General features: G+C 59.3%; 18 protein-coding genes. All 18 read left to right on the forward strand.

What is annotated here, in order from left to right:
• Position 1: 1 nt before the first annotated feature.
• The 18 genes from PVE35_RS22835 to PVE35_RS22920 all read left to right on the forward strand — a co-directional run bounded on the left by PVE35_RS22835 (position 2) and on the right by PVE35_RS22920 (position 19,859).
• Complete coding sequence (locus PVE35_RS22835; protein WP_277373077.1) at positions 2–2,989, forward strand: hypothetical protein; 2,988 nt, start codon at positions 2–4, stop codon at positions 2,987–2,989.
• Positions 2,982–3,947, forward strand: a complete 966-nt coding sequence (locus tag PVE35_RS22840) for a tetratricopeptide repeat protein (RefSeq protein ID WP_277373078.1) — start codon at positions 2,982–2,984, stop codon at positions 3,945–3,947. Before PVE35_RS22835 ends, PVE35_RS22840 begins: the two co-directional genes overlap by 8 nt.
• Before the next feature lie 2 nt (positions 3,948–3,949).
• The gene (locus tag PVE35_RS22845; RefSeq protein ID WP_277373079.1) at positions 3,950–4,909 is read left to right on the forward strand and encodes a tetratricopeptide repeat protein; all 960 of its coding nucleotides are present in this window, start codon (positions 3,950–3,952) and stop codon (positions 4,907–4,909) included.
• A 98-nt stretch (positions 4,910–5,007) separates the two neighbouring features.
• Positions 5,008–5,883 carry a sel1 repeat family protein gene (locus PVE35_RS22850; RefSeq protein ID WP_277373080.1) on the forward strand — a complete coding sequence of 292 codons (876 nt, stop codon included), beginning with the start codon at positions 5,008–5,010 and terminating at the stop codon, positions 5,881–5,883.
• Positions 5,884–5,983: 100 nt separating this feature from the next.
• On the forward strand, positions 5,984–7,153 hold the full coding sequence (locus tag PVE35_RS22855) for a hypothetical protein (RefSeq protein WP_277373081.1): 1,170 nt from the start codon (positions 5,984–5,986) through the stop codon (positions 7,151–7,153).
• Positions 7,154–7,367: 214 nt separating this feature from the next.
• Positions 7,368–8,567 (forward strand): class I SAM-dependent rRNA methyltransferase, encoded by a 1,200-nt coding sequence (locus PVE35_RS22860; RefSeq protein WP_277373082.1) that lies wholly within the window; start codon positions 7,368–7,370, stop codon positions 8,565–8,567.
• A gap of 628 nt (positions 8,568–9,195) precedes the next feature.
• Complete coding sequence (locus PVE35_RS22865) at positions 9,196–9,855, forward strand: sensor histidine kinase (protein ID WP_277373083.1); 660 nt, start codon at positions 9,196–9,198, stop codon at positions 9,853–9,855.
• A complete protein-coding gene (locus PVE35_RS22870; RefSeq protein WP_277373084.1) occupies positions 9,830–10,468 on the forward strand; it encodes a response regulator transcription factor in 639 nt (212 codons plus the stop codon). The genes PVE35_RS22865 and PVE35_RS22870 overlap by 26 nt, the downstream gene beginning before the upstream one ends.
• A 259-nt stretch (positions 10,469–10,727) precedes the next feature.
• Positions 10,728–11,813: a methyl-accepting chemotaxis protein gene (locus tag PVE35_RS22875; protein ID WP_277373085.1), complete on the forward strand. Its 1,086-nt coding sequence runs from the start codon at positions 10,728–10,730 to the stop codon at positions 11,811–11,813.
• 8 nt (positions 11,814–11,821) lie between these two features.
• Positions 11,822–12,190: a response regulator gene (locus PVE35_RS22880; protein WP_268179363.1), complete on the forward strand. Its 369-nt coding sequence runs from the start codon at positions 11,822–11,824 to the stop codon at positions 12,188–12,190.
• A 10-nt stretch (positions 12,191–12,200) separates the two neighbouring features.
• The gene (locus PVE35_RS22885) at positions 12,201–12,530 is read left to right on the forward strand and encodes an STAS domain-containing protein (RefSeq protein ID WP_277373086.1); all 330 of its coding nucleotides are present in this window, start codon (positions 12,201–12,203) and stop codon (positions 12,528–12,530) included.
• Positions 12,527–14,704: a chemotaxis protein CheA gene (locus tag PVE35_RS22890; protein WP_277373087.1), complete on the forward strand. Its 2,178-nt coding sequence runs from the start codon at positions 12,527–12,529 to the stop codon at positions 14,702–14,704. Before PVE35_RS22885 ends, PVE35_RS22890 begins: the two co-directional genes overlap by 4 nt.
• Positions 14,705–14,726: 22 nt before the next feature.
• Positions 14,727–15,281 (forward strand): chemotaxis protein CheW, encoded by a 555-nt coding sequence (locus tag PVE35_RS22895; protein WP_277373088.1) that lies wholly within the window; start codon positions 14,727–14,729, stop codon positions 15,279–15,281.
• Between the two features lie 49 nt (positions 15,282–15,330).
• The gene (locus tag PVE35_RS22900; RefSeq protein ID WP_277373089.1) at positions 15,331–16,968 is read left to right on the forward strand and encodes a methyl-accepting chemotaxis protein; all 1,638 of its coding nucleotides are present in this window, start codon (positions 15,331–15,333) and stop codon (positions 16,966–16,968) included.
• 3 nt (positions 16,969–16,971) lie between these two features.
• Entirely contained in the window at positions 16,972–17,478 is a 507-nt protein-coding gene (locus PVE35_RS22905; protein WP_277373090.1) for a chemotaxis protein CheW, read from the forward strand.
• Positions 17,475–18,296 (forward strand): protein-glutamate O-methyltransferase CheR, encoded by an 822-nt coding sequence (locus PVE35_RS22910; RefSeq protein ID WP_277373091.1) that lies wholly within the window; start codon positions 17,475–17,477, stop codon positions 18,294–18,296. The genes PVE35_RS22905 and PVE35_RS22910 overlap by 4 nt, the downstream gene beginning before the upstream one ends.
• Complete coding sequence (locus PVE35_RS22915) at positions 18,289–18,807, forward strand: chemotaxis protein CheD (RefSeq protein WP_277373092.1); 519 nt, start codon at positions 18,289–18,291, stop codon at positions 18,805–18,807. The genes PVE35_RS22910 and PVE35_RS22915 overlap by 8 nt, the downstream gene beginning before the upstream one ends.
• Positions 18,804–19,859: a chemotaxis response regulator protein-glutamate methylesterase gene (locus tag PVE35_RS22920; protein WP_268179371.1), complete on the forward strand. Its 1,056-nt coding sequence runs from the start codon at positions 18,804–18,806 to the stop codon at positions 19,857–19,859. Before PVE35_RS22915 ends, PVE35_RS22920 begins: the two co-directional genes overlap by 4 nt.
• The last annotated feature ends 43 nt before the right edge of the window (positions 19,860–19,902 follow it).

Consider the following 19,902-nt stretch of genomic DNA (forward strand, 5'->3'; position numbering starts at 1 on the left):
CATGACAGGTACGTCCGAAACCCAAGCAAGCACAGAGCAATTGGCACCCGTTGTTCTACCCGCAGATGCACCATTACCCGACTCGGGCAATGAAGTGTTCTGCAAAGACACCAAGCCAGGGTGCAACCAGAGTTACCACGATATTATCTATGTCACCGGCCAGCGCCGTTTCTGGCTTCTACCGAAGCGGGCGGCCGATCACCTGGCCGAAGCCGCCGCCACGCTGAAGCAGAAGACAGTAGATACCGACAAGGCGGCGCGCATGAGCAAAATCGCCGATTCCGGTCTGCTGGATTACTTCCTGACCCCTAGTCCAGACGCTTTCCTTGAGTTCAGTGATGGCGCCACGGACGAGCGCACCCGCTACCTGGATGCCAAGGCTGCGGTCAAGGATGAGAAGACGCTACAAGAGCAATATCGCAAAGAGTGGCATGAAGCTCGGGCGCGAGGTGACAGCACTGCAGCCATGGAGGCTGAGCGCAAGATTTTCTATAGCAATGAGCGTGTTGCAGTGAACGAACGGGTGATCGTTCAGTTGGAGGAAGTGGCATACCAGCGTGCGGAGTCCCTCGGCTACCAGCGGGAGAATGGTGTGTTCTACACCCCGCGAGCGTTACAGGCCCGTGATGCTGTGGACACTTATATCGCAGAGCGGGACAACGCCATCGCCCATGGCTTCGAGATGTTCGATCAGGGCAATCGCAAGGTTGGTACCGCCTGGGAGCACCTACGAGACTACAAGGCCCTTCACCAGAAATTCGTGGAGACGGGCGAGGTGGATGCTCGCGCTCTGCGCGGCGTGCGCTTGAACATCCTGGCCCTTGAAGGTTTGATGGCGAAGTACATTGGCGCCATCGTCGAGCTGGCCGAATGTGGCATCGCCGTCCCTGAATTCGCCCTCAGCCCCGATGACCTCTATCAAGGCACCGAAGAGTTCCAGGCCTATGTAAAGCTGCTGGGCCAACGGCTCAAGCTGGAGCAGAGCATCGAACAACGCTATGCCGAGTGGATCTCGGCCACCGGCAACAATGCGACACCGCCCGGCGTCCTCTTTGTCGAACTGCAAGCCCAGTGGCATCAATTGAATGACGAAGCGGAGCGCATCAAGGCCATTGCCGAAGCGCGTGTTCGGGAGTTGATGCCGCCACGCTTGTTCCTCTGGGAACCGGAGAGCTACCGGCCCAAACCTATCGAACGCTTGGCCAAAGCAAACATTCCCTTTCGCGAACTGAGCAGTGCCGGATCCGGGAAGGAGTTGAGCCACATCAGCCTCCAGGATCTGGCCAAACAAAGGGCCAGCGGAATCCCCGATGCGCTCAAAGAGATGAAGGCGTTACCGAAATCCCTGGCCAAGCAAGCCGACGATGATCGCGCCTTCAGCGATTGGTTAAAGCTAGAGGGGGCCCATCCAATCAAGGAGAAGGGGCCATGGTTCGATGAGGACGGTCTGTTTCTGCCGGATGAGTTTTTCGCGGCCCTGGAGAGCAAAGGGCTCGAGGTCGAGAGCCTGAAAGCAGAGGACAAACGGCAGAGCTGGGGGGCGACCCTCAAAGCGATGATCTTTGAAGATCGGCAACTGCGAAATCTCATGCTGTTCGACAACAGCCCGCAGGCTCAACTTGTGCGCTGCCTGTTGCCCGCCGGAAGCAATATGCAAACGGAGCTCAAGGTTGAAGGGCCGCAATGGCACAAGGGGCCCCAGGCCTTTCACGCCAAGGCCCATCTGGATGTTGCCGCGTGGCGTGGTGAAGTCAGCTTGTTTCAGTTCGAGCTGCCGGATCGGAGCAAGGCCGAACCCATAGCGCCTAGCTATACGGCCTACGACGGTAGTACCCGTACGTTCGACTTCGGCAAGCTGTCGCTTAGTCTGAGCGCCAAGGCCTGGGGCTTTGCCGGGGCCAGCTTGCTGCTTGCCCGCGACCTGACCTTAGACCAGAAGACGGGCTTCACCAGCATCGCCGGGTATGACAGTGCCACGAAGACGGGCGATTTGGCCAAGTTCGATCTGTTCATCGGCGCCCAAGCAGGGTGCAAGCTCACTGGCCAGCTCGACTGGTGCCCGCCGCCCAGCACGCTGCCCCCAGCCCCGGTGCCCAACCGCATCCCCATCAATGGCTGGAGAACCCTGGCCAAATTGGATCTGGAACTGGTGGCCGCCGTGGGTGGGGGCGTGTCGGGCAAGGTGCGGCTGCAACTGAACAAGGGCCGTTTCCTTCTGTCCATCCAGGGTTCCTTGGTCTGGGGCGGTGGCTTCAAGGGCTACATGACCTTCGAGGTGGGCTATGAAAGCGTGGTCGCCTTGTTGGAGCTGATACGCAAGGAGCTTCTGGCCAACAATAACGAAGATCCTGAATGGGTTGACGGAGAAGCCATGGCCTATGTGAGGAAGCTCAGTTTCTTCGGTGCCCTTGCCATGGATGTGCCCTTCCTCTATGCGCGCGGCTACGCCTTTGCCAAGGATCTGTATAACGGGCTGACGGATGGCGGGCGAGGTGTGCAAATAGCTCGAACCTTGGTGCGACACGAAAGACAGGACGTAATGAAAAGATGGCTGCTCGATCTGCAGCCTGACGCCCTCGGCCCTCTACTGATGGCGCTAAGCAGCCTCCCAGGGTTTCTCGCGGATGAGGATTACCTGCTGCAGCAGCAAGCCATCGAACGCTGTCTTGGATGGATAGAGCCGCAAGCGGATGCCTCCCTGCGTTTTGAGGAAGCGGTGATCCGTATGAACCGTGACGGGGCCAGGCCGCCTAATGCCGGGCAGGCTTACTGCGAGAATCGATTACGGCTGGATTCTTTTATGAGTGAGCCTGTGCTTCGCTTAAAAGATCCTCAAAGTGATGACATGAGGGCCAGTTATCGCCAAAGGGTCAAGAAACTCGGGGCTCGCTTATTTGGCTATTGTGAGTATCGCGTCGAACCATTCGGCCCAGCATTGGGCGGGGCTGAGAAAGTTAAAGTTACTTATAAAGGACCGAATATTGATTAGGCAAATTATCTTCGTTTTTTTCTATGTGCTGATGTATTGCGGTATTGCTTTTGCGAATTTGACACCTGAGCAAGAAACCGCAAGGGATAAGGGGCTTGAGCTTTACCAGCAGCATATGGGAGTTTCTGCGATTGAGCCTTTGCGTATTGCGGCGGAGGCTGGTGACAGAACGGCCCAGTATTACTTGGGGGAAACACTCCGCCTGAATAATATGTTCATGACTGCAGACGCACAGAAGTGGTATGAGGCTGCGGCTAAGCAAGGGGATCTTTTCGCCATGCTTCGTTTGGGGGATAGCAATGATCTTTGCCATTCTCTAGGCACTTGTGCTGGTGGCGGCCCTAAATGGTGGGAGAAAGCGCTGATTCTTGCCTATGAACGAGCCGAAAAGGGCGATACGGAAGCCATGCGGGCCTTATATGCTGCTGGTGAAGGCCTGGTATGGTTAAAGAAAGCAGCCGAAGCAGGTGACAGCTTTGCACAGCAATTATTGGCTAGTGTGTACAGCGATGGCGAGGGCTGGTTTATAACGACCAGTAGTCGCAAGAAGGAAATTGAGAGATGGGCAAAGGCTTCTGCTGAAGGCGGGTTTCCAGTGGGCATGATGTGGTATGCAGGTGTGCTCTATGAGAAAGGTGACTATGCCAAAGCTTTTGAGTGGAGAAAGCGAGCAGCCGAGGCTGGTTTTATTAATGGCGTTTATGCATATGCAAAAGACTTGCTCAACGAGGAGGGGGTCTTTGATATTTCTCCTGATCTGGTAAAAAGCTATGCGCTCTTCTCTCTCATTGCACGTCTTGAAGGTGGTGGCGGCTCCCCAGAGTATGCGCAGTGGAAGGTAGACGAACTGCGTCCTAAACTTTCCGCAGCTCAACTTGAAGAAGCAGAGGCAATTGCCAAAGAGTGGAAGAAGTCCCACCCGCCTCTTTCCTATTTTGTTCCTGTATATGGATATTAGCGTTGGCAACGACACGGGGGCTTTGTCTGATTTTCTTTGCCGCGCATGTCATCTGCGGTGGCGTTTTTGCGCAGTCCATGCTTGAGCAAGAATCCGCCAAGGCTCAAGGGCTAAAACTCTATAATCAATATATGGGAGTTTCTGCAGTTGAACCCCTACGTATAGCGGCGGAGGCAGGTGATAAAACAGCGCAGTACTACTTGGGTGAAACACTCCGTTTGAACAATATGTTTATGACTCCCGAGGCGCAAAAGTGGTACGAGGCGGCAGCTAAGCAAGGGGATCTTTTCGCCATGCTTCGCTTGGGAGATAGCAATGATCTTTGCCATTCTCTAGGTACTTGTGCTGGAGGTGGCCCCGATTGGCGGGAAAAAGCTTTGAGTCTTGCCTATGAGGACGCAGAACAAGGCGATACGGAGGCTATGCGTGTTCTGTACCATGCCGGAGAGGGATTGGTATGGCTGCAGAAAGCTGCAGAGGCTGGGGATAGTAGCGCACAACAGCAACTAGCTAGCAGATACAAAGCGGGTGAGGGATGGTTCTTAACGACCGGCAGTCGTAAAAAAGAAATTATAAAGTGGCTCAAGCGCTCGGCTGAGAAGGGATTCGCACCAGGGATGTTTGAATATTCGTTGGCGATTGCTCCTGATAATGTTGAGGAAGCGAGTAAGTGGCTGGTTAGGGCTGCAAACTTGAGTTATGTCAATGCGGTTGTTGAGTATGCTGCAAATCTCGGGGGATTGTCGGAGACTTATAAATTACCGCAAGATTTTTTACGGGGTAGTGCCCTTATGCGGATGGTGGTAGACATCTCGCCAGGAGATACTATACGCCTAGAGATGTTGAAGGAAATAGAGCAAGAGATGAATGAAAATGAGTTGGCCAAGTCCCAACTGCTAACGGATGAGTTGAGAGCCAAACTTCCTCCGCTCTCTTACTTTGTTCCTGTATATGGACATTGATTTTAATGGTGACGCTAAGGCTCAGCTTGATTTTATTTGTGGCGTTGGCGTTCTCTTGCTCCGCACTCGCACAATTGACGCCTAGCCAAGAGGCGACTATGGATCAAGGACTCGTCCTTTATCAGCAAAGCGATTGGTATGACTCACAGCCTCTGTTGGAGATTGCCGCCGAGGCTGGTGACAAAGAAGCTCAGTATTACCTAGGTGAGGCCATTCGTCTCAGCAAACGCTATATGACTGTCGAAGCCCAGAGATGGTATGAGGCGGCCGCTAAACAAGGCGATCTGTTTGCCATGCTCCGCCTAGGAAACAGCGATGACCTTTGTCATACCCTAGGAACGTGTGCGGTAAGTGCTCCGGAGTGGCGGGAGAAGGCGCTGGAGTTGGCTTATGAGCGTGCTGAGAAGGGCGATACGGAAGCTATGCGAGCCTTATTCCATGCCGGGGAAGGCTTGGTATGGCTGGAGAAAGCAGCCGAAGCGGGTGACCGCTATGCACAACAACATTTGGCTAGCTTGTACAAAGCGGGTGAAGGTTGGTTCCTCATACCTTGTAATCGCGAGAAGGCTATTGAGAAGTGGCTGAAAGCTTCTGCCGAAGCCGGTTTTCCGTTAGGAATGATGGAATATGCCCATGTTCTCGGGTATCAAAACAGAGTCGAGGAGGCCAAGATCTGGATTCAACGTTCAGCAGAAGGTGGATATGTCGAAGCTGTGTACAGCTATGCCTCCTACTTGGCGCATATGCCAGATAAGGTTGGATACTCTCGGGACTTGGTGAAAAGCTATGCTTTGTTCTACCTTATGTCTCAACTCCAAGGAGGCGGCGGGGTGGCAGAAGATGCGCGGCGAAAAATAAAAAATGTAGAGGCACTAATGTCCATGGAGCAAGTTGAAGAGGCAGAAGTGTTCGCGGAAGAGTGGGCAAAGACCCACCCGCCTCTTTCCTATTTTGTTCCTGTATATGGATATTAGCGCTGGAGGTATAGCCTCGCCTTTTCACTGTGCAACTCTTCTGCTTGCGCCGCCCTGTATTTGCTTTACCCTCAGACAAATTATCTAGAGAAACCCTTGCGTGACTGAAGTTAATACTACGTTCAAGCAAGCGCTCAAACTAAATATAAAGCGCGTTCTTGTGTATTGGGCTCCTTTGAGCATGATGCTCGGGGGTTTGGGTACGCTTATGGGCTTTTATACAATCTTTATTTATACGACTACGATAGGTCGCCCTGACCTTTTGGCTGCTGCCATTGAGGCCAAGTCGTCATTGGTTCTTTGGTTGTTAATTGTCGTTCTTGTAGTGGCAGCTTACCTTCTGATTCTAATGACTACAGCGATTTTGTTTGGGCTTGCGGTCTCTTTGTTTAACAATGTACCTTCCCGTCAGGCGCATATTGTCAAGGTTTTGCTGTGGCCGGTGCTCTTGGGAATAGTCGCGTTTATGGCGGCGGCATTCCAAGTGCCGGAGCAGGGTGCTATTTGGAAGATTGCACTGACGATACTATTGTTTCTTCTTGTTATTTTGGTGCCGCTAGTTAGTCCAAACTTCAGGATAGCTGTGGATCTATCTGCAACAGCGGCGTTACCTGAGAAACCCAATAACTGGACTATCCGCGCCTGGCTTTTGATAATGCTGGCGTTTTTGCTGTTGGGAACAATCATATCTGCTGTGTTTCCCGCCAGTCTTATTCTAAAGGCGTACTCTGGTGAAGAGACTGCGGAAGCGGCGACAACGCTTATGCTTATATCGATTTTTTCAGCAGGTATTACATTGATTCCGGTAGTGGTGTTCTACGTCAGCAAGGCTGATGTTTTCAAGCGTATTTTACTTTGTGTGGCGGCTGCTTTTTCCGTGTTGGTAGTCGTTATCGTGATTTCACCTGGCTCTACTTCGTCCATTGTCTATGCGGCAGCATCAATTATGAAGGTCAGGGATCAAGTTGCAGCCAGTTTTTTGTTGACTGAAGCGTATGCCGCAGAAGACTTCGATTCCAAGGTCTGGGGGGATGTCGGTGTATTGCGTGGCCAGCCTTTAATTAAAGCGTTTCCGCTATTTTCTTTTGGAGATGTTCTGCTGCTGTGCCCAGTCAAACTAATGAAGACTGAGCGCAAGAATTGGCAGGTAGAATCGGCATACTGTGCCGTGACCAAAAATAGCAAAGCGATTCGTATGCCCAAGCACGCTGACGAGGCAACTGGAATCATTAATTCAATCAAGCCAGAAGCTCAAAAACCAAGTGCTTAATCGGTGAAATCTAGCAGACCGTTGAAAAACGTAGGCGAGGTAGGCAAGCCAATACCGATGGTGGCTTCGCAAAAATAGCCGAAAAACTGCCGGGATTGCGCCCGGCTTTACGTGCTGTCACGAGCGCTTTTGATGGGGCATCAGCCCGTTTCCCCACAGCCCAGCAGCATGACCCGCTATAATCCCGCTCTTTTTTCTTCTGGAGCCCAACGCCATGTCCAGCCTGCCCAGCCTGCGCCTGAAAGCCAATGCCGACCGACGCCTGCGCGCCGGCCATCTGTGGGTCTACAGCAACGAGATCGATGTGGCCGCGACACCGCTCACTGCCTTCGAGGCCGGTGACCAGGCCATACTCGAAGCCGCCGGTGGCAAACCGCTGGGCATCGTCGCCATGAGCCCGAACAACCTGATCTGCGCCCGCCTGCTGTCGCGCGATCTCAAGCACGAGCTGGACAAGTCGCTGCTGGTGCACCGCCTCAACGTCTGCCTGAGCCTGCGCGAGCGCCTGTTCGACACGCCCTGCTACCGCCTGGTCTACGGCGACTCCGACCTGCTGCCGGGCCTGGTGGTCGACCGTTTCTTCGACATTCTCGTGGTGCAACTGGCCTCGGCCACCATGGAGCGGCACAAGGACGAGGTACTCGCCGCGCTCATCCAGGTGCTCAAGCCCAGCGGCATCCTGCTCAAGAACGACTCCAGTGCACGTGACGCCGAAGGCCTGCAGCGCTATGTGGAAAACGCCTACGGTCAGGTGCCGGAATGGGTCGCCCTGGAAGAGAACGGCGTGAAGTTCGAGGCGCCAGTGATCGAAGGGCAGAAGACCGGCTGGTTCTACGACCACCGCATGAACCGTGCACGCCTGGCGCCCTACGTGCAGGGCAAGCGCGTGCTCGACCTGTTCAGTTATATCGGTGGCTGGGGCGTGCAGGCGGCCGCCTTCGGCGCCAGCGAAGTGTTCTGCGTCGATGCCTCGGGCTTCGCCCTCGATGGCGTGGAGCGCAACGCCGCGCTCAACGGCCTGGCCGAGAAGGTCACCTGCGTCGAGGGTGACGTCTTCGCCGCCCTGCGTGAGCTCAAGGCCGCCGAGGAACGCTTCGACGTGGTGATCGCCGACCCACCCGCCTTCATCAAGCGCAAGAAGGACATCAAGAACGGTGAGGCTGCCTACCGCCGCCTCAACGAGATGGCCATGCGCATGCTCAACAAGGATGGCATCCTGGTCAGCGCCAGTTGCTCCATGCACCTGGCCGAAGACAGCCTGCACCAGATCCTGCTGCAGAGTGCACGCCACCTCGACCGCAACATCCAGTTGCTGGAGCGTGGCGCCCAGGGCCCGGATCACCCCGAGCACATGGCCATTGCGGAAACTCGCTACATCAAGAGCCTGACCGTTCGCCTGCTGCCCAATAGCTGAGCATCCGGCCCCTGCCGCAACGATCTCGGCGGGGGCATGCCACTTGGCACGCCCCCCACTGCTCCCTTGCCACCTGACTCGCCCGTGACGGCGCAATGCCGTTCATACTCTTAGTTGGACGCTGGTACATGCTCGCCCGCTAGAATAGGGCAGAAAACGCCAATATATCGTCGATAAAAAATACAACGTCAAAAATAAATCTCAACGATATGCTAGCTCCACACGTGCGCATGACTTCGCCACCTGAGGCGATAAGCGGCACCCCAGCACCCAGACATCGCCCAACGCAAGAAGACAAAGCCCGCCGCCGAGTCCGGTATGTGTTGCGCAACGGATGGGTTATTGCAAGATTCTCCTGCCTGGCGAGGGAATGACGACGCCATATCCCTCGCACCAGACACCAAGACCAGGACGGGTCATGTCGGCTAGCCACGCGAGCGGACTCGTATGCCGAATACGCAACACGAGGAGAACACTGCAGTCGCCGTGTATCGAGTAGCACGATCAACTGCATAGAAAGAGAAGCGCAAAGGTGACCACTGCAACGAGGCTCTCAGAGCTACACGACGACGCTCAGCTGCCGCATGAAAGCGCCACTTGCACCAGATGTCGCGAGCACCTGATCCACATGTGCAGGCAGGCACGCCTCAGGGAACGCAAACGTATCGCCCGCGAGCTGCACGATGAGCTGGGCCAGCAACTGACCGCTCTCTTGCAGGGGCTCGGCGTATTGCGCATGCGCATGGGCCACGAACCTCCCGACCTCCTGGAGCAGGTGAGCCGCCTGGCTGCACTGGCCCATGGCGCCATCGACGCCATACGCAACATCGACTGCAGCGATACGCAGCGCTTCGCCAGTGACCCGAACCTGGCCCTGGCGAACCTGATCGAGGATTTTCGTCAGCTCTGCGCCATCGACCTGCGCTATCAGCCCCCTCAGCAGGGCATCGACCTGGATCCCGAACGTGCCTGCCACCTGTACCGCATCGTGCAGGAATCCCTGACCAATATCCTGCGCCACGCCAATGCCAACAGTGCCAAGGTCAGCATCGAGCGGTGCGAACAGGATTACGTGCTGGAGATCAGCGATGACGGCCAGGGCTTCGCCCTCAACGACATCATGCCGGCCTCCAACGGGCTCTGCGGCATGCGCGAACGCGGCCAGCACCTGGGCGGCCCTGTCATCATATTCAGCCATCCGGGACAAGGAACGCTCATACAGAGCATTTTCCCCCGTCAGATCACACAACCAAGGAAACCCCATGATCAACCTGATGATCGTCGATGACCACACGATCATGCGCGAGGGCCTCAAACGAATTTTCGAGTTGGATCAGGAGATTCACATTGCCGGAGAGGCCGCCTGCGGTCAGCAGGCTCTGGAACACCTGCGCACCCTGGACGTGGATATGCTGCTGCTGGACATCAGCATGCCGGGCCTCAGCGGCGAGGCACTGATTTCACGGCTCACCCACCAATATCCCAGGCTGGCCATCCTGGTGCTGAGCATGCACAGCGATGTGCAGATCGCCATACATGCCTTGCGAGCCGGCGCGGCTGGCTATGTGACCAAGACCCAACCCCCCGAGACCCTGATCGAGGCGGTGAGAAAAGTCGCCGCAGGCGGCCGCTTCATCGACCCCGACCTGCTCGAGCGGATCGCCTTGAACAACCTCAAGCCACATGCCAGCCACGGGCTCGACAGCCTGACCAATCGAGAGTTCCAGATCATGCGACTACTGGCAGATGGTATGAGCGTGAATCAGATCGCCGAGCAACTCATGATCAGTAACAAGACCGTCAGTACCCATAAGATAAATCTGATGGAAAAGATGGGATTTACCAGCAATGCAGACCTGATCAAGTTCGCTTCCCTACTCACTAAGTCCGATATCAGCTAAGGATATTCCTACTCGGCGAGAGGGATTGTCCGAGTGAAAATCCAGAAATAACCCGATGCCTGACAGTCGTGGCGCTCCTGCATCCTGAATTGGCCGATGGAATGAAACGAAAAGGCAGGGGCCTGCACCGCTCGACGCCTGGAAAGTCCTTCGCGCCACTCCCCCATTGACTGTCGCGGAGCCACTCGTGCGCGCTCATCTTCACCCTCGGCTTGTCCCGACTCTGATCCTACTTTGCGGTGTCCTTGCCATTCTGGCCGTGCAATTTGACTGGCTGGCCCCGCTCCATGCGCTCCTTGCCCTGCTCCTGGTCGGTACTCTGCTGCTGTTGCAGATTCCCGCGAGCGCGCCCGCCAGAACCACAGGCGCAGAGCCGGACAGCCACGAGCCTAACGTCAGCAGCAATCTGGAAAGCGATCTGACGCGGCTCTGCGAACAGACCCTACCTCTCTGGTCACAGCAGATCGAAAGCGCGCGCAGCCACACCGAAGAGGCCATTTCCGCGCTCAGCGAGCGCTTCTCCAACCTCGCCGGGCGCATCCAGCAGAGCCTGGGCAACAATTCCGAGCGCGAAGCGGGTAACCGTCTGGTGGGCCTGCTCTCCACCAGCCAGCACGAACTCGACCTGATCATCATGGCCCTGCGCGAAGCCCTGGCCAGCAAGGAAACCATGCTGCAGGAGGTGATGCAGCTCTCGAACTTCACCGAGCAGTTGCAGGCCATGGCCAACGAGGTGGCCGAGATCGCCAAGCAGACCAATCTGCTGGCGCTCAACGCGGCCATCGAAGCGGCCCGTGCCGGCGAGAGCGGCCGCGGTTTCGCCGTGGTCGCCGACGAGGTGCGCAAGCTGTCGACGCTGTCGGGGCAGACCGGGCAGCGCATCAGCGAAACCGTCGGCGTGGTCAACGGCGCCATCGGCAAGACCCTGACCATCTCCCAGGAATACGCCAAGACCGACGCCCTGACCTTGAAGAACGCCAGCGAAGTGATCAATGGCGTGATCAGCCGCTTCCATCACAGCGCCGGCGCCATCGTCAGTCATAACGAGGCGATGCGCAGCCAGAACGTGATCGTCGCCAACGACATCGCCGAAGTGCTGGTGGCCTTGCAGTTCCAGGATCGCACCAGCCAGATGCTCGGCCATATCCGAGGCGACCTGGACAAACTGCAGCGTCACCTCACCGATAGCCAGGAACGGCGCGCTCAGGGCCTGCCCCCGGCGACCCTGGATGTACAGCACTGGCTCGATGAACTGGCGCAGACCTACACCATGCCCGAGCAACACGCCATCCATCAGGGCAACGCTCCTGGCAAACGCAACGATTCCGATATCACCTTCTTCTGAGGTTTCTCATGGGCAAGACCGTACTTATCGTCGACGACTCCGCATCCATCCGCCAGGTCGTCAGCATGACGCTCAAGGGTGCCGGCTACGACGTCATCGAAGGCTGCGACGGCAAGGACGCGCTGACCAAGCTCGACGGGCGCAAGGTGCACCTGATCATCAGTGACGTGAACATGCCGAACATGGACGGCATCACCTTCCTCAAGAACGTCAAGCAACTGCCGGCCTACAAGTTCACCCCGGTGATCATGCTCACCACCGAGGCTGGGGAAGCGAAGAAGAGCGAAGGCCAGGCGGCCGGTGCCAAGGCCTGGGTGGTCAAACCCTTCCAGCCGGCACAGATGCTCTCTGCCGTGTCCAAGCTGATCCTGCCCTGAGGTTGCCGCCATGACGGACGCGCCCGGAGAAAACCTGTACCGCATCCTGCCGCTCGAAGGTGGGCTGAACATCTACAGCGTCGGCGAACACATGAGCCTGCTCCTGCGCGCCCTGACCCCTGGCACGGAAGTCGAACTGGATCTGGCCGCCCTGGATGAACTCGACAGCGCAGGCCTGCAACTGCTGGTGCTGGCCAAGCAGGAGGCCGAGCGAGTGGGCAGCAAACTGCGCCTGAGCCACCACAGCCCGGCCGTGATCGAGGCACTGGAGCTCAGCGGCCTGGTGTCCTTCTTCGGCGACCCCATCCTGATCAAACCTGCGGCGAGTGACCCAGCATGAACATGGACGAAGTGCTCAAGACCTTCATCGCCGAAAGCCGCGAACTGCTCGAACAGATGGAAGAGGCGCTGCTGCAACTGGAAAGCGCGCCCGACGATGCCGACATCATCAACGCCATCTTCCGTGCGGCCCATACCATCAAGGGCTCGGCCGGCCTGTTCGGTTTCGACCTGATCGTCGCCTTCACCCACATCGCCGAGAGCGTGCTCGACCGCGTGCGCAATGCCGAGTTGCAGTTCGACGAAGCGCTGACGGCGCTGTTCCTGGAAACCGGTGACCACCTCGGCCAGTTGATCAACCAACTCGACGAGCACGGCGACCTGGAGCAGGTCGATGCCCCGGCCCTGGAACAGAATCGCTTGCTGGCGGCCCGCCTGAGTCAGTACATGGCCAGCGAGCCAGCCTCGCAGAACCTGCCCAGCCACAACGAACGCCCGGTCGAACGCAGCATGGCCGGCGGCGTGAGCGCCGACCACTGGCACCTGTCGCTGCGCTTCGGCCCCGATACCCTGCGCAACGGTATGGATCCGCTGTCGCTGCTGCGCTATCTCAACACCTTTGGGCAGATCGTCAGCATCGTGCCGCTGCTCGACCGCATCCCACCAGCAGCGGAAATGGATCCGGAAACCTGCTATCTCGGCTTCGAGCTGGCCTTCGTCAGCGACGCGGACAAGGCCACCATCGAGGGCGCGTTCGAGTTCGTCCGCGAAGACAGCCTGATCCGCATTCTGCCGCCACACAGCAAGTCCGACGAATACCTCGAACTGATCCGTGCCCTGCCAGAAGAGGACATGCGCCTGGGGGAAATCCTCATGCGCTGCGGCACCCTGACCACCGCCGAGCTGCAGGAGGTGCTGCACGCTCAGGTGCAGAGCCAGCAGCAGGACGAACCTCGCCCAATCGGCCAGGTGCTGATGGAGCAAAGCCTGGTGCAGCCGCCCGTCATCGCTGCCGCGCTGCACAAGCAGCAACAGGTCAAGGAAAACCGCAGCAACGAGAGCAGCCTGATCCGCGTCGATGCCGGCAAGCTCGACGAACTGATCAACCTGGTCGGCGAGCTGATCATCGCCGGTGCTGGTGCGCGCATGACCGCCCAGCAAGTCGGTCACGCGCAAATGCTCGAGTCCACCGAGCTGCTCTCGCGCCTGGTCGAGGAAGTGCGCGACAGCGCCCTGACCCTGCGCATGGTGCAGATCGGCGCCACCTTCAACCGCTTTCAGCGCGTGGTGCGCGATGTTTCGCGCGAGCTGGGCAAGGACATCACCCTGTCCATCAGCGGTGGCGACACCGAGCTGGACAAGACCGTGGTCGAGCGCATCACCGACCCGCTCACCCACCTGGTGCGCAATGCCATGGATCACGGCATCGAGCCGCTGGCCGTGCGCCTTGACCGTGGCAAGCCGGCGCAGGGCAACGTGCGCCTGAACGCCTACCACGATGCCGGCAGCATCGTCCTGGAAGTGGCCGACGACGGTGGTGGCCTCGACCCGCAACGCATCCTGGCCAAGGCCCGTGCACGTGGCCTGATCGCCGAAGGCCAGGTGCTGACGGAAAAGGACACCTTCAACCTGATCTTCGAGCCTGGTTTCTCCACCGCCGAGCAGGTCAGCAACCTGTCCGGGCGCGGCGTCGGCATGGACGTGGTCAAGCGCAACATCACCGCCCTGCGCGGCAGCATCGACCTGGAAAGCCAGCTCGGCAAAGGCACCTGTGTGCGCATCCGCCTGCCGCTGACGCTGGCCATCATCGACGGTTTCCTGGTCGGCGTCGGCGAGGCGGGTTATGTCATCCCGCTGGATCTGGTCGAGGAATGCATCGAGCTGGAACCCGGCACCCAGCAAGGCCGTGGTCACCTTTCACTGCGTGGTGAGGTACTGCCGTTCATTCGTCTGCGCGAATTGTTCGACGAACAAGGCCAGCCGCCGCGCCGCGAGAACGTGGTGGTGGTCAGCTATGCCGGCCAGCGCGCCGGGCTGGTGGTTGATCGCTTGATGGGCGAGTTCCAGACGGTGATCAAGCCCCTGGGCAAGCTGTTCGTCAACTGCCGTGGCATTGGCGGCTTCACCATCCTCGGCAGCGGCGCCGTGGCGCTGATTCTCGACATTCCCAACCTGCTGAACGAACTCAGCACCCCTGCTGCCAACACGGCGCTGCCAGTTGCCAGCGAAGCCTGAAACCACCGATAGAGCCCACAACATGAGCAGTTCCAGCAGCCAGGCCAGCGCCGCGCAGAAACCGCCAGAGAATACCGCCACGGCAGTTGCGGTAGTGGCGTCGGAACCCGACACGCCGCAGCAATACCTGAGCTTCGAGCTTGGCGCGCAGCGTTACGCCCTCGACGGCCTGTGCGTGCGCGAGATCATCGAGTATCCCCAGTTGACCCGCGTGCCCATGGCAGCTTCCTGCATCCATGGCGTGATCAACCTGCGCGGCGCCGTGGTGCCGGTGATCGACCTGAGCCTGCGCTTCGGCCAGGGTGCCAGCCGTATCGACAAACGCACCTGCATCATCATCGTCGAGGTGACCGATGAAGAAGACACCCAGGTGCTGGGCATCATCGTCGATGCCGTCAGTGAGGTGCTGGAAATCGATGCGGGCCAGATACGCCCGGCACCGGCCTTCGGCAACCCCATTCGCGACGACTTCATTCAAGGCATGGTGCGCCAGGGCGATGACTTCATCGTTCTGCTGACCATCGAAAACACCCTGGCGGTGGCTGAGATAGCGTCCTCTGGAAAGCTGAGCCGATGACATCAAATTACCTTTCATGCGAAACGCGAGAGCGCGCAGGAGCAAACAAATGACTATCAGTAAAAAGATGATTCTTCTGGTTCTTTCGGCTTTGCTCGGCATCCTTATTCTGGCCGGAGTGGGTTACCACCAGATGAGCCAGGTATTCACTGCCGCCAACTACGGCAACGTCAACTCGGTTCCCAGCATCGTCGCCTTGGAAAAGCTGGGCAGTGCGGTCAACGCCCAGATACAACTGACCTACCGGCATATCCTGACGATTGATGCCAGCGCCATGGCGCAACTTGAATCCCAGATAAAGAGCAGCCGAGAAGACATCCAGCAGGCAATCGATGAGTACACCAAGGTCTTGTCCGATGAGCAGGACAAACAACTACTGGATGCTGACCGCCGGGGGATCTCCGCCTTCTTGCAGGGCGCCGACGTGACGCTGGAGCATTCACGCAGGAACGAGAACGAGGCAGCTCGCGATGCCCTCATCGCCTTGCAACAAGAGGCCATCGTGCCACTGAGCGAGGCTCTCAATGCCCACCTGGAATATAACGTCAACGCTGCCAACAAAGGCAGTCAGGCCGCTGAAGAGACGCTGCAGCAGGCCACTCTGGTCTCCATTCTCGTATCCCTGATTACTTTGCTGGTGATCAGCCTGCTCGGCACCCTGATTACCCGCAACCTGCTGCGTCAACTCGGAGGTGAACCCAGCTACGCCGCCGAAGTGGTGACCCGTATCGCCGAAGGTGATCTGCGCGTGCAGATCAATACCCGCCCGGGCGACACCAGCAGCATGCTGGCCGCGATCCACAACATGTCGCAACGTCTGGCGCAGATCATCGCCGAAGTCCGCAGCAACGCCGATGCCCTGACCAGCGCCTCCGAGGAAATCTCCGCCACCGCCCAGAGCATGAGCCAGGCCGCTTCCGAGCAGGCCGCCTCGGTGGAGGAAACCAGTGCCTCGATGGAGCAGATGTCCGCCTCCATCGCGCAGAACACCGAGAACGCCCGCATCACCGACGGCATGGCGAGCAAGGCCAGCGGCGAAGCCAGCGAAGGGGGCCAGGCGGTCAAGGAAACCGTGCGCGCGATGAAGACCATCGCCGACAAGATCGGCATCGTCGACGACATCGCCTACCAGACCAACCTGCTGGCGCTCAACGCCGCCATCGAAGCGGCCCGCGCTGGCGAACACGGCAAGGGCTTCGCCGTGGTGGCCGCCGAGGTGCGCAAGCTGGCCGAACGCAGCCAGGTGGCGGCGCAGGAAATCGGCGAAGTGGCCAAGTCCAGCGTGCAACTGGCCGAGCGCGCCGGCACCCTGCTCGACGAGATCGTGCCGTCCATCGCCAAGACCTCCGACCTGGTGCAGGAGATCGCCGCCGCCTCCGAAGAGCAAAGCTCGGGCGTCGGCCAGATCAGCACGGCGATGAACCAGCTCAACGAAATCACCCAGCAGAACGCCTCCTCGTCCGAGGAACTGGCCGCCACCGCCGAAGAAATGAGCGGCCAGGCCGAGCAACTGCAGCAGTTGATGGAATTCTTCAAACTCAACAACAGCGCCGGAGTACGCAGCCCGCAACGCCAGGCCCAGCCGCCACGGCCCAGCCATGCGCCGCGCCACGCCTACGCCGATGACGACGCTGGCGCGCCCATGGCCGGTGGCCTGCCGGCCGGTTACGTGCGCTTTCAGGAGTAAGCGATGGCCACTGCCAACGCCGCCGGCCAGTACCTGACCTTCACCCTGGCGCAGGAGCTGTTCGCCGTCGACATCCATGCCGTGCGCGAGATCATCGAGTACGGCCAGCTCACCAGCGTGCCGATGATGCCACCGAGCATCCTCGGCGTGATCAACCTGCGCGGCGCGGTGGTGCCGGTCATCGACCTCGGCCTGCGCTTCGGTGGCCAGGCCACTCTAATCGGCCCGCGCACCTGCATCGTCATTCTGGAAATCGCCACCGCCGAGGGGCTGCGGGTGATCGGCATGGTGGTCGATGCGGTCAACGAAGTGCTGGAGCTGGGCAGCGAACAGATCGAACCGGCGCCCAGTTTCGGCAAGCGCATCCGCGCCGACTTCATCCGCGGCATGGGCAAGCTGAACGAGCGCCTGGTGGTACTGCTGGAGGTCGGCAAAGTGCTTTCCGACGACGAAATCGCCCTGCTCGATCAGGCTGGCGCGCCAGCCGACCCGACGCCGGCGGACTCATGAGCAGTGCCACGGCCATCAGCCTGAGCGATCAGGAGTTCGCCCAGTTTCGCCAACTGATTTACGACATCGCCGGCATCAGCCTGTCCGAGGCGAAGAAACCCCTGGTCGCCGGGCGACTGAGCAAGCGCCTGCGCGAATTCGCGCTCGCCAGCTATGGCGACTACTTCCGCCTCCTGCACCAGAACCCGGCGGAACTGCAGATCTGCGTCGACCTGCTGACCACCAACGAGACCTACTTCTTCCGCGAGCCCAAGCACTTCGACTTTCTCCGTGAACGCCTGGGCCAGCCTGGGCTCGTGCCCAGTGGTCGCCCCCTGCGCATCTGGAGCGGTGCATGCTCCAGCGGCGAGGAGCCCTACAGCATCGCCCTGCTGCTTGCCGACGTGCTTGGCGACAAGCCCTGGGAAATCCTCGCCTCGGACATCAGCCAGCGGGTGCTGGAACGTGCCCGCGCCGGAGTCTATGACCTGCAGGACAGCGAAAACATCCCGAGACACATGCTGGTGCGCCATTGTTTCCGTGGCGTGGGTGCCAACGAGGGCACCCTGCTGATCGACCCGGCCCTGCGCCGCCGCGTGCGCTTCGAGCAGATCAACCTGAACAACGCGCTACCGGAGATCGGCCAGTTCGACGTGATCTTCCTGCGCAACGTGATGATCTACTTCGACGGCGACACCAAGCGTCAGGTGGTCAAACGCCTGCTCGGCCGCCTGCGACCGGGCGGTTACTTCATCATCAGCCACTCGGAAAGCCTCAACGGTATCGATGACACGCTCAAGACAGTGAAACCTTCGATCTACCGCAATCCCGATGTCTAGGCCCGCTACGACCCATGATGTCTACCTGAACCCCGGGGAGTTGCACTTCGCGGGGGCCGGTACCCGTATCCGCACCTTGCTGGGCTCCTGCGTCGCCCTGGTGTTCTGGCACCCACGCCATCGCCTGGGCGGCATGTGCCACTACATGCTGCCAACACGCGGCCTGCCCGGCCTGCCGCTGGACGGGCGCTACGCCGACGAGGCCATGCTCCTGTTGTTCAAGGCCATGAGCGCCCATGGCACGCGCCCCAGCGAGTATCACCTGCGCATCTTCGGTGGCGGCAACATGTTTCCCGACCTCCAGCCACGAACCAAGAGCCACATCGGCCAGCAGAACGTCGACATGGCTCATAAGCTTATTGCCCAGCATGGGCTGGTGAGTCATGGCGAACTCGTCGGTGGTACCAGCCACATCCACCTGCTATTCGATATCTGGAGCGGCCAGTTGGCACTGAAACGGTCTTCTCTTCCGACGGACAGCGGCACTCCCCATGGAATCCAACCCAGATGAAACCCATCAAAGTCATGATCGTCGACGACTCGGCGGTGGTTCGCCAGGTACTGGCGTCGGTGCTCGCCGCCGACCCGGCCATCGAAGTGCTCGGCACGGCGGCCGATCCGCTGTTCGCCCTGAGCAAGATGGAGCGGCAATGGCCTGACGTGATCGTGCTCGACGTGGAAATGCCACGCATGGACGGCATCACCTTCCTGAAAAAACTCATGGCCGAACGCCCCACGCCCGTGGTGATCTGCTCCACCCTCACCGAGAAAGGCGCCAGCACCACCATGCAGGCCATGGCCGCAGGCGCGGTGAGCATCGTCACCAAGCCACAGATGAACCTGAGCAAGTTCCTGGTCAATGCCAGCGACGACCTGCTCGGTGCGGTCAAGGCGGCTGCTCGCGCCAACCTGCGTCAGCTCAAGAACAGAGCCACGGTCACGCCCAAGCTCGGCGCCGACGCCGTGCTACCAGCAGTCGAGGGCAGCGCCATGGCGCGCACCACCGAGCGGGTCGTGGCCATCGGCACCTCCACCGGCGGCACCCAGGCCCTGGAATACGTGCTCACCGCCCTGCCACGCGTGTGCCCGGGCATCGTCATCGTCCAGCACATGCCCGAGCGTTTCACCGCTGCCTTCGCCGAACGCCTCAACGGCCTGTGCCAGATCGAGGTGCTCGAAGCCCGCCATGGCGACCGCGTCATCCCTGGCCGCGCCCTGATCGCTCCGGGTGGGCGGCATATGTTGCTCAAGCGCAGCGGCGCGCAGTACCTGGTCGAGGTGGTCGACGGCCCGCCCGTCAGCCGGCACAAGCCCTCGGTGGATGTGCTGTTTCGCTCCACCGCCCGCGCCGCCGGGGCCAATGCCACCGGCATCATCATGACCGGCATGGGTGACGACGGCGCCCGGGGCCTGCGCGAGATGTCCGAAGCCGGTGCCCTCACCCTCGGCCAGGACGAAGCCAGTTGCGTGGTCTACGGCATGCCCAAGGAGGCGATGAAGCTCGGTGCGGTCAGCCGCGAGATTCCCCTGGAGCAGATACCGGGCCATATTCTGCGTAGCTGAGCGATGGCGCGGGTAGGCGACCGTCGAAGACGACTTGAGGAAA

The sequence above is a fragment of the Pseudomonas sp. AA-38 genome (assembly GCF_029457475.1).
GTDB lineage: Bacteria > Pseudomonadota > Gammaproteobacteria > Pseudomonadales > Pseudomonadaceae > Aquipseudomonas.

What these genes read in the sequence shown, in the direction of transcription:
- PVE35_RS22835 (WP_277373077.1), top strand. Translation starts at nt 2, where the DNA reads ATGACAGGTACGTCCGAAACCCAAGCAAGCACAGAGCAATTGGCACCC.
- PVE35_RS22850 (WP_277373080.1), top strand. Translation starts at nt 5,008, where the DNA reads ATGGATCAAGGACTCGTCCTTTATCAGCAAAGCGATTGGTATGACTCA.
- PVE35_RS22860 (WP_277373082.1), top strand. Translation starts at nt 7,368, where the DNA reads ATGTCCAGCCTGCCCAGCCTGCGCCTGAAAGCCAATGCCGACCGACGC.
- PVE35_RS22865 (WP_277373083.1), top strand. Translation starts at nt 9,196, where the DNA reads ATGTGCAGGCAGGCACGCCTCAGGGAACGCAAACGTATCGCCCGCGAG.
- PVE35_RS22870 (WP_277373084.1), top strand. Translation starts at nt 9,830, where the DNA reads ATGATCAACCTGATGATCGTCGATGACCACACGATCATGCGCGAGGGC.
- PVE35_RS22880 (WP_268179363.1), top strand. Translation starts at nt 11,822, where the DNA reads ATGGGCAAGACCGTACTTATCGTCGACGACTCCGCATCCATCCGCCAG.
- PVE35_RS22885 (WP_277373086.1), top strand. Translation starts at nt 12,201, where the DNA reads ATGACGGACGCGCCCGGAGAAAACCTGTACCGCATCCTGCCGCTCGAA.
- PVE35_RS22890 (WP_277373087.1), top strand. Translation starts at nt 12,527, where the DNA reads ATGAACATGGACGAAGTGCTCAAGACCTTCATCGCCGAAAGCCGCGAA.
- PVE35_RS22895 (WP_277373088.1), top strand. Translation starts at nt 14,727, where the DNA reads ATGAGCAGTTCCAGCAGCCAGGCCAGCGCCGCGCAGAAACCGCCAGAG.
- PVE35_RS22900 (WP_277373089.1), top strand. Translation starts at nt 15,331, where the DNA reads ATGACTATCAGTAAAAAGATGATTCTTCTGGTTCTTTCGGCTTTGCTC.
- PVE35_RS22905 (WP_277373090.1), top strand. Translation starts at nt 16,972, where the DNA reads ATGGCCACTGCCAACGCCGCCGGCCAGTACCTGACCTTCACCCTGGCG.
- PVE35_RS22910 (WP_277373091.1), top strand. Translation starts at nt 17,475, where the DNA reads ATGAGCAGTGCCACGGCCATCAGCCTGAGCGATCAGGAGTTCGCCCAG.
- PVE35_RS22915 (WP_277373092.1), top strand. Translation starts at nt 18,289, where the DNA reads ATGTCTAGGCCCGCTACGACCCATGATGTCTACCTGAACCCCGGGGAG.
- PVE35_RS22920 (WP_268179371.1), top strand. Translation starts at nt 18,804, where the DNA reads ATGAAACCCATCAAAGTCATGATCGTCGACGACTCGGCGGTGGTTCGC.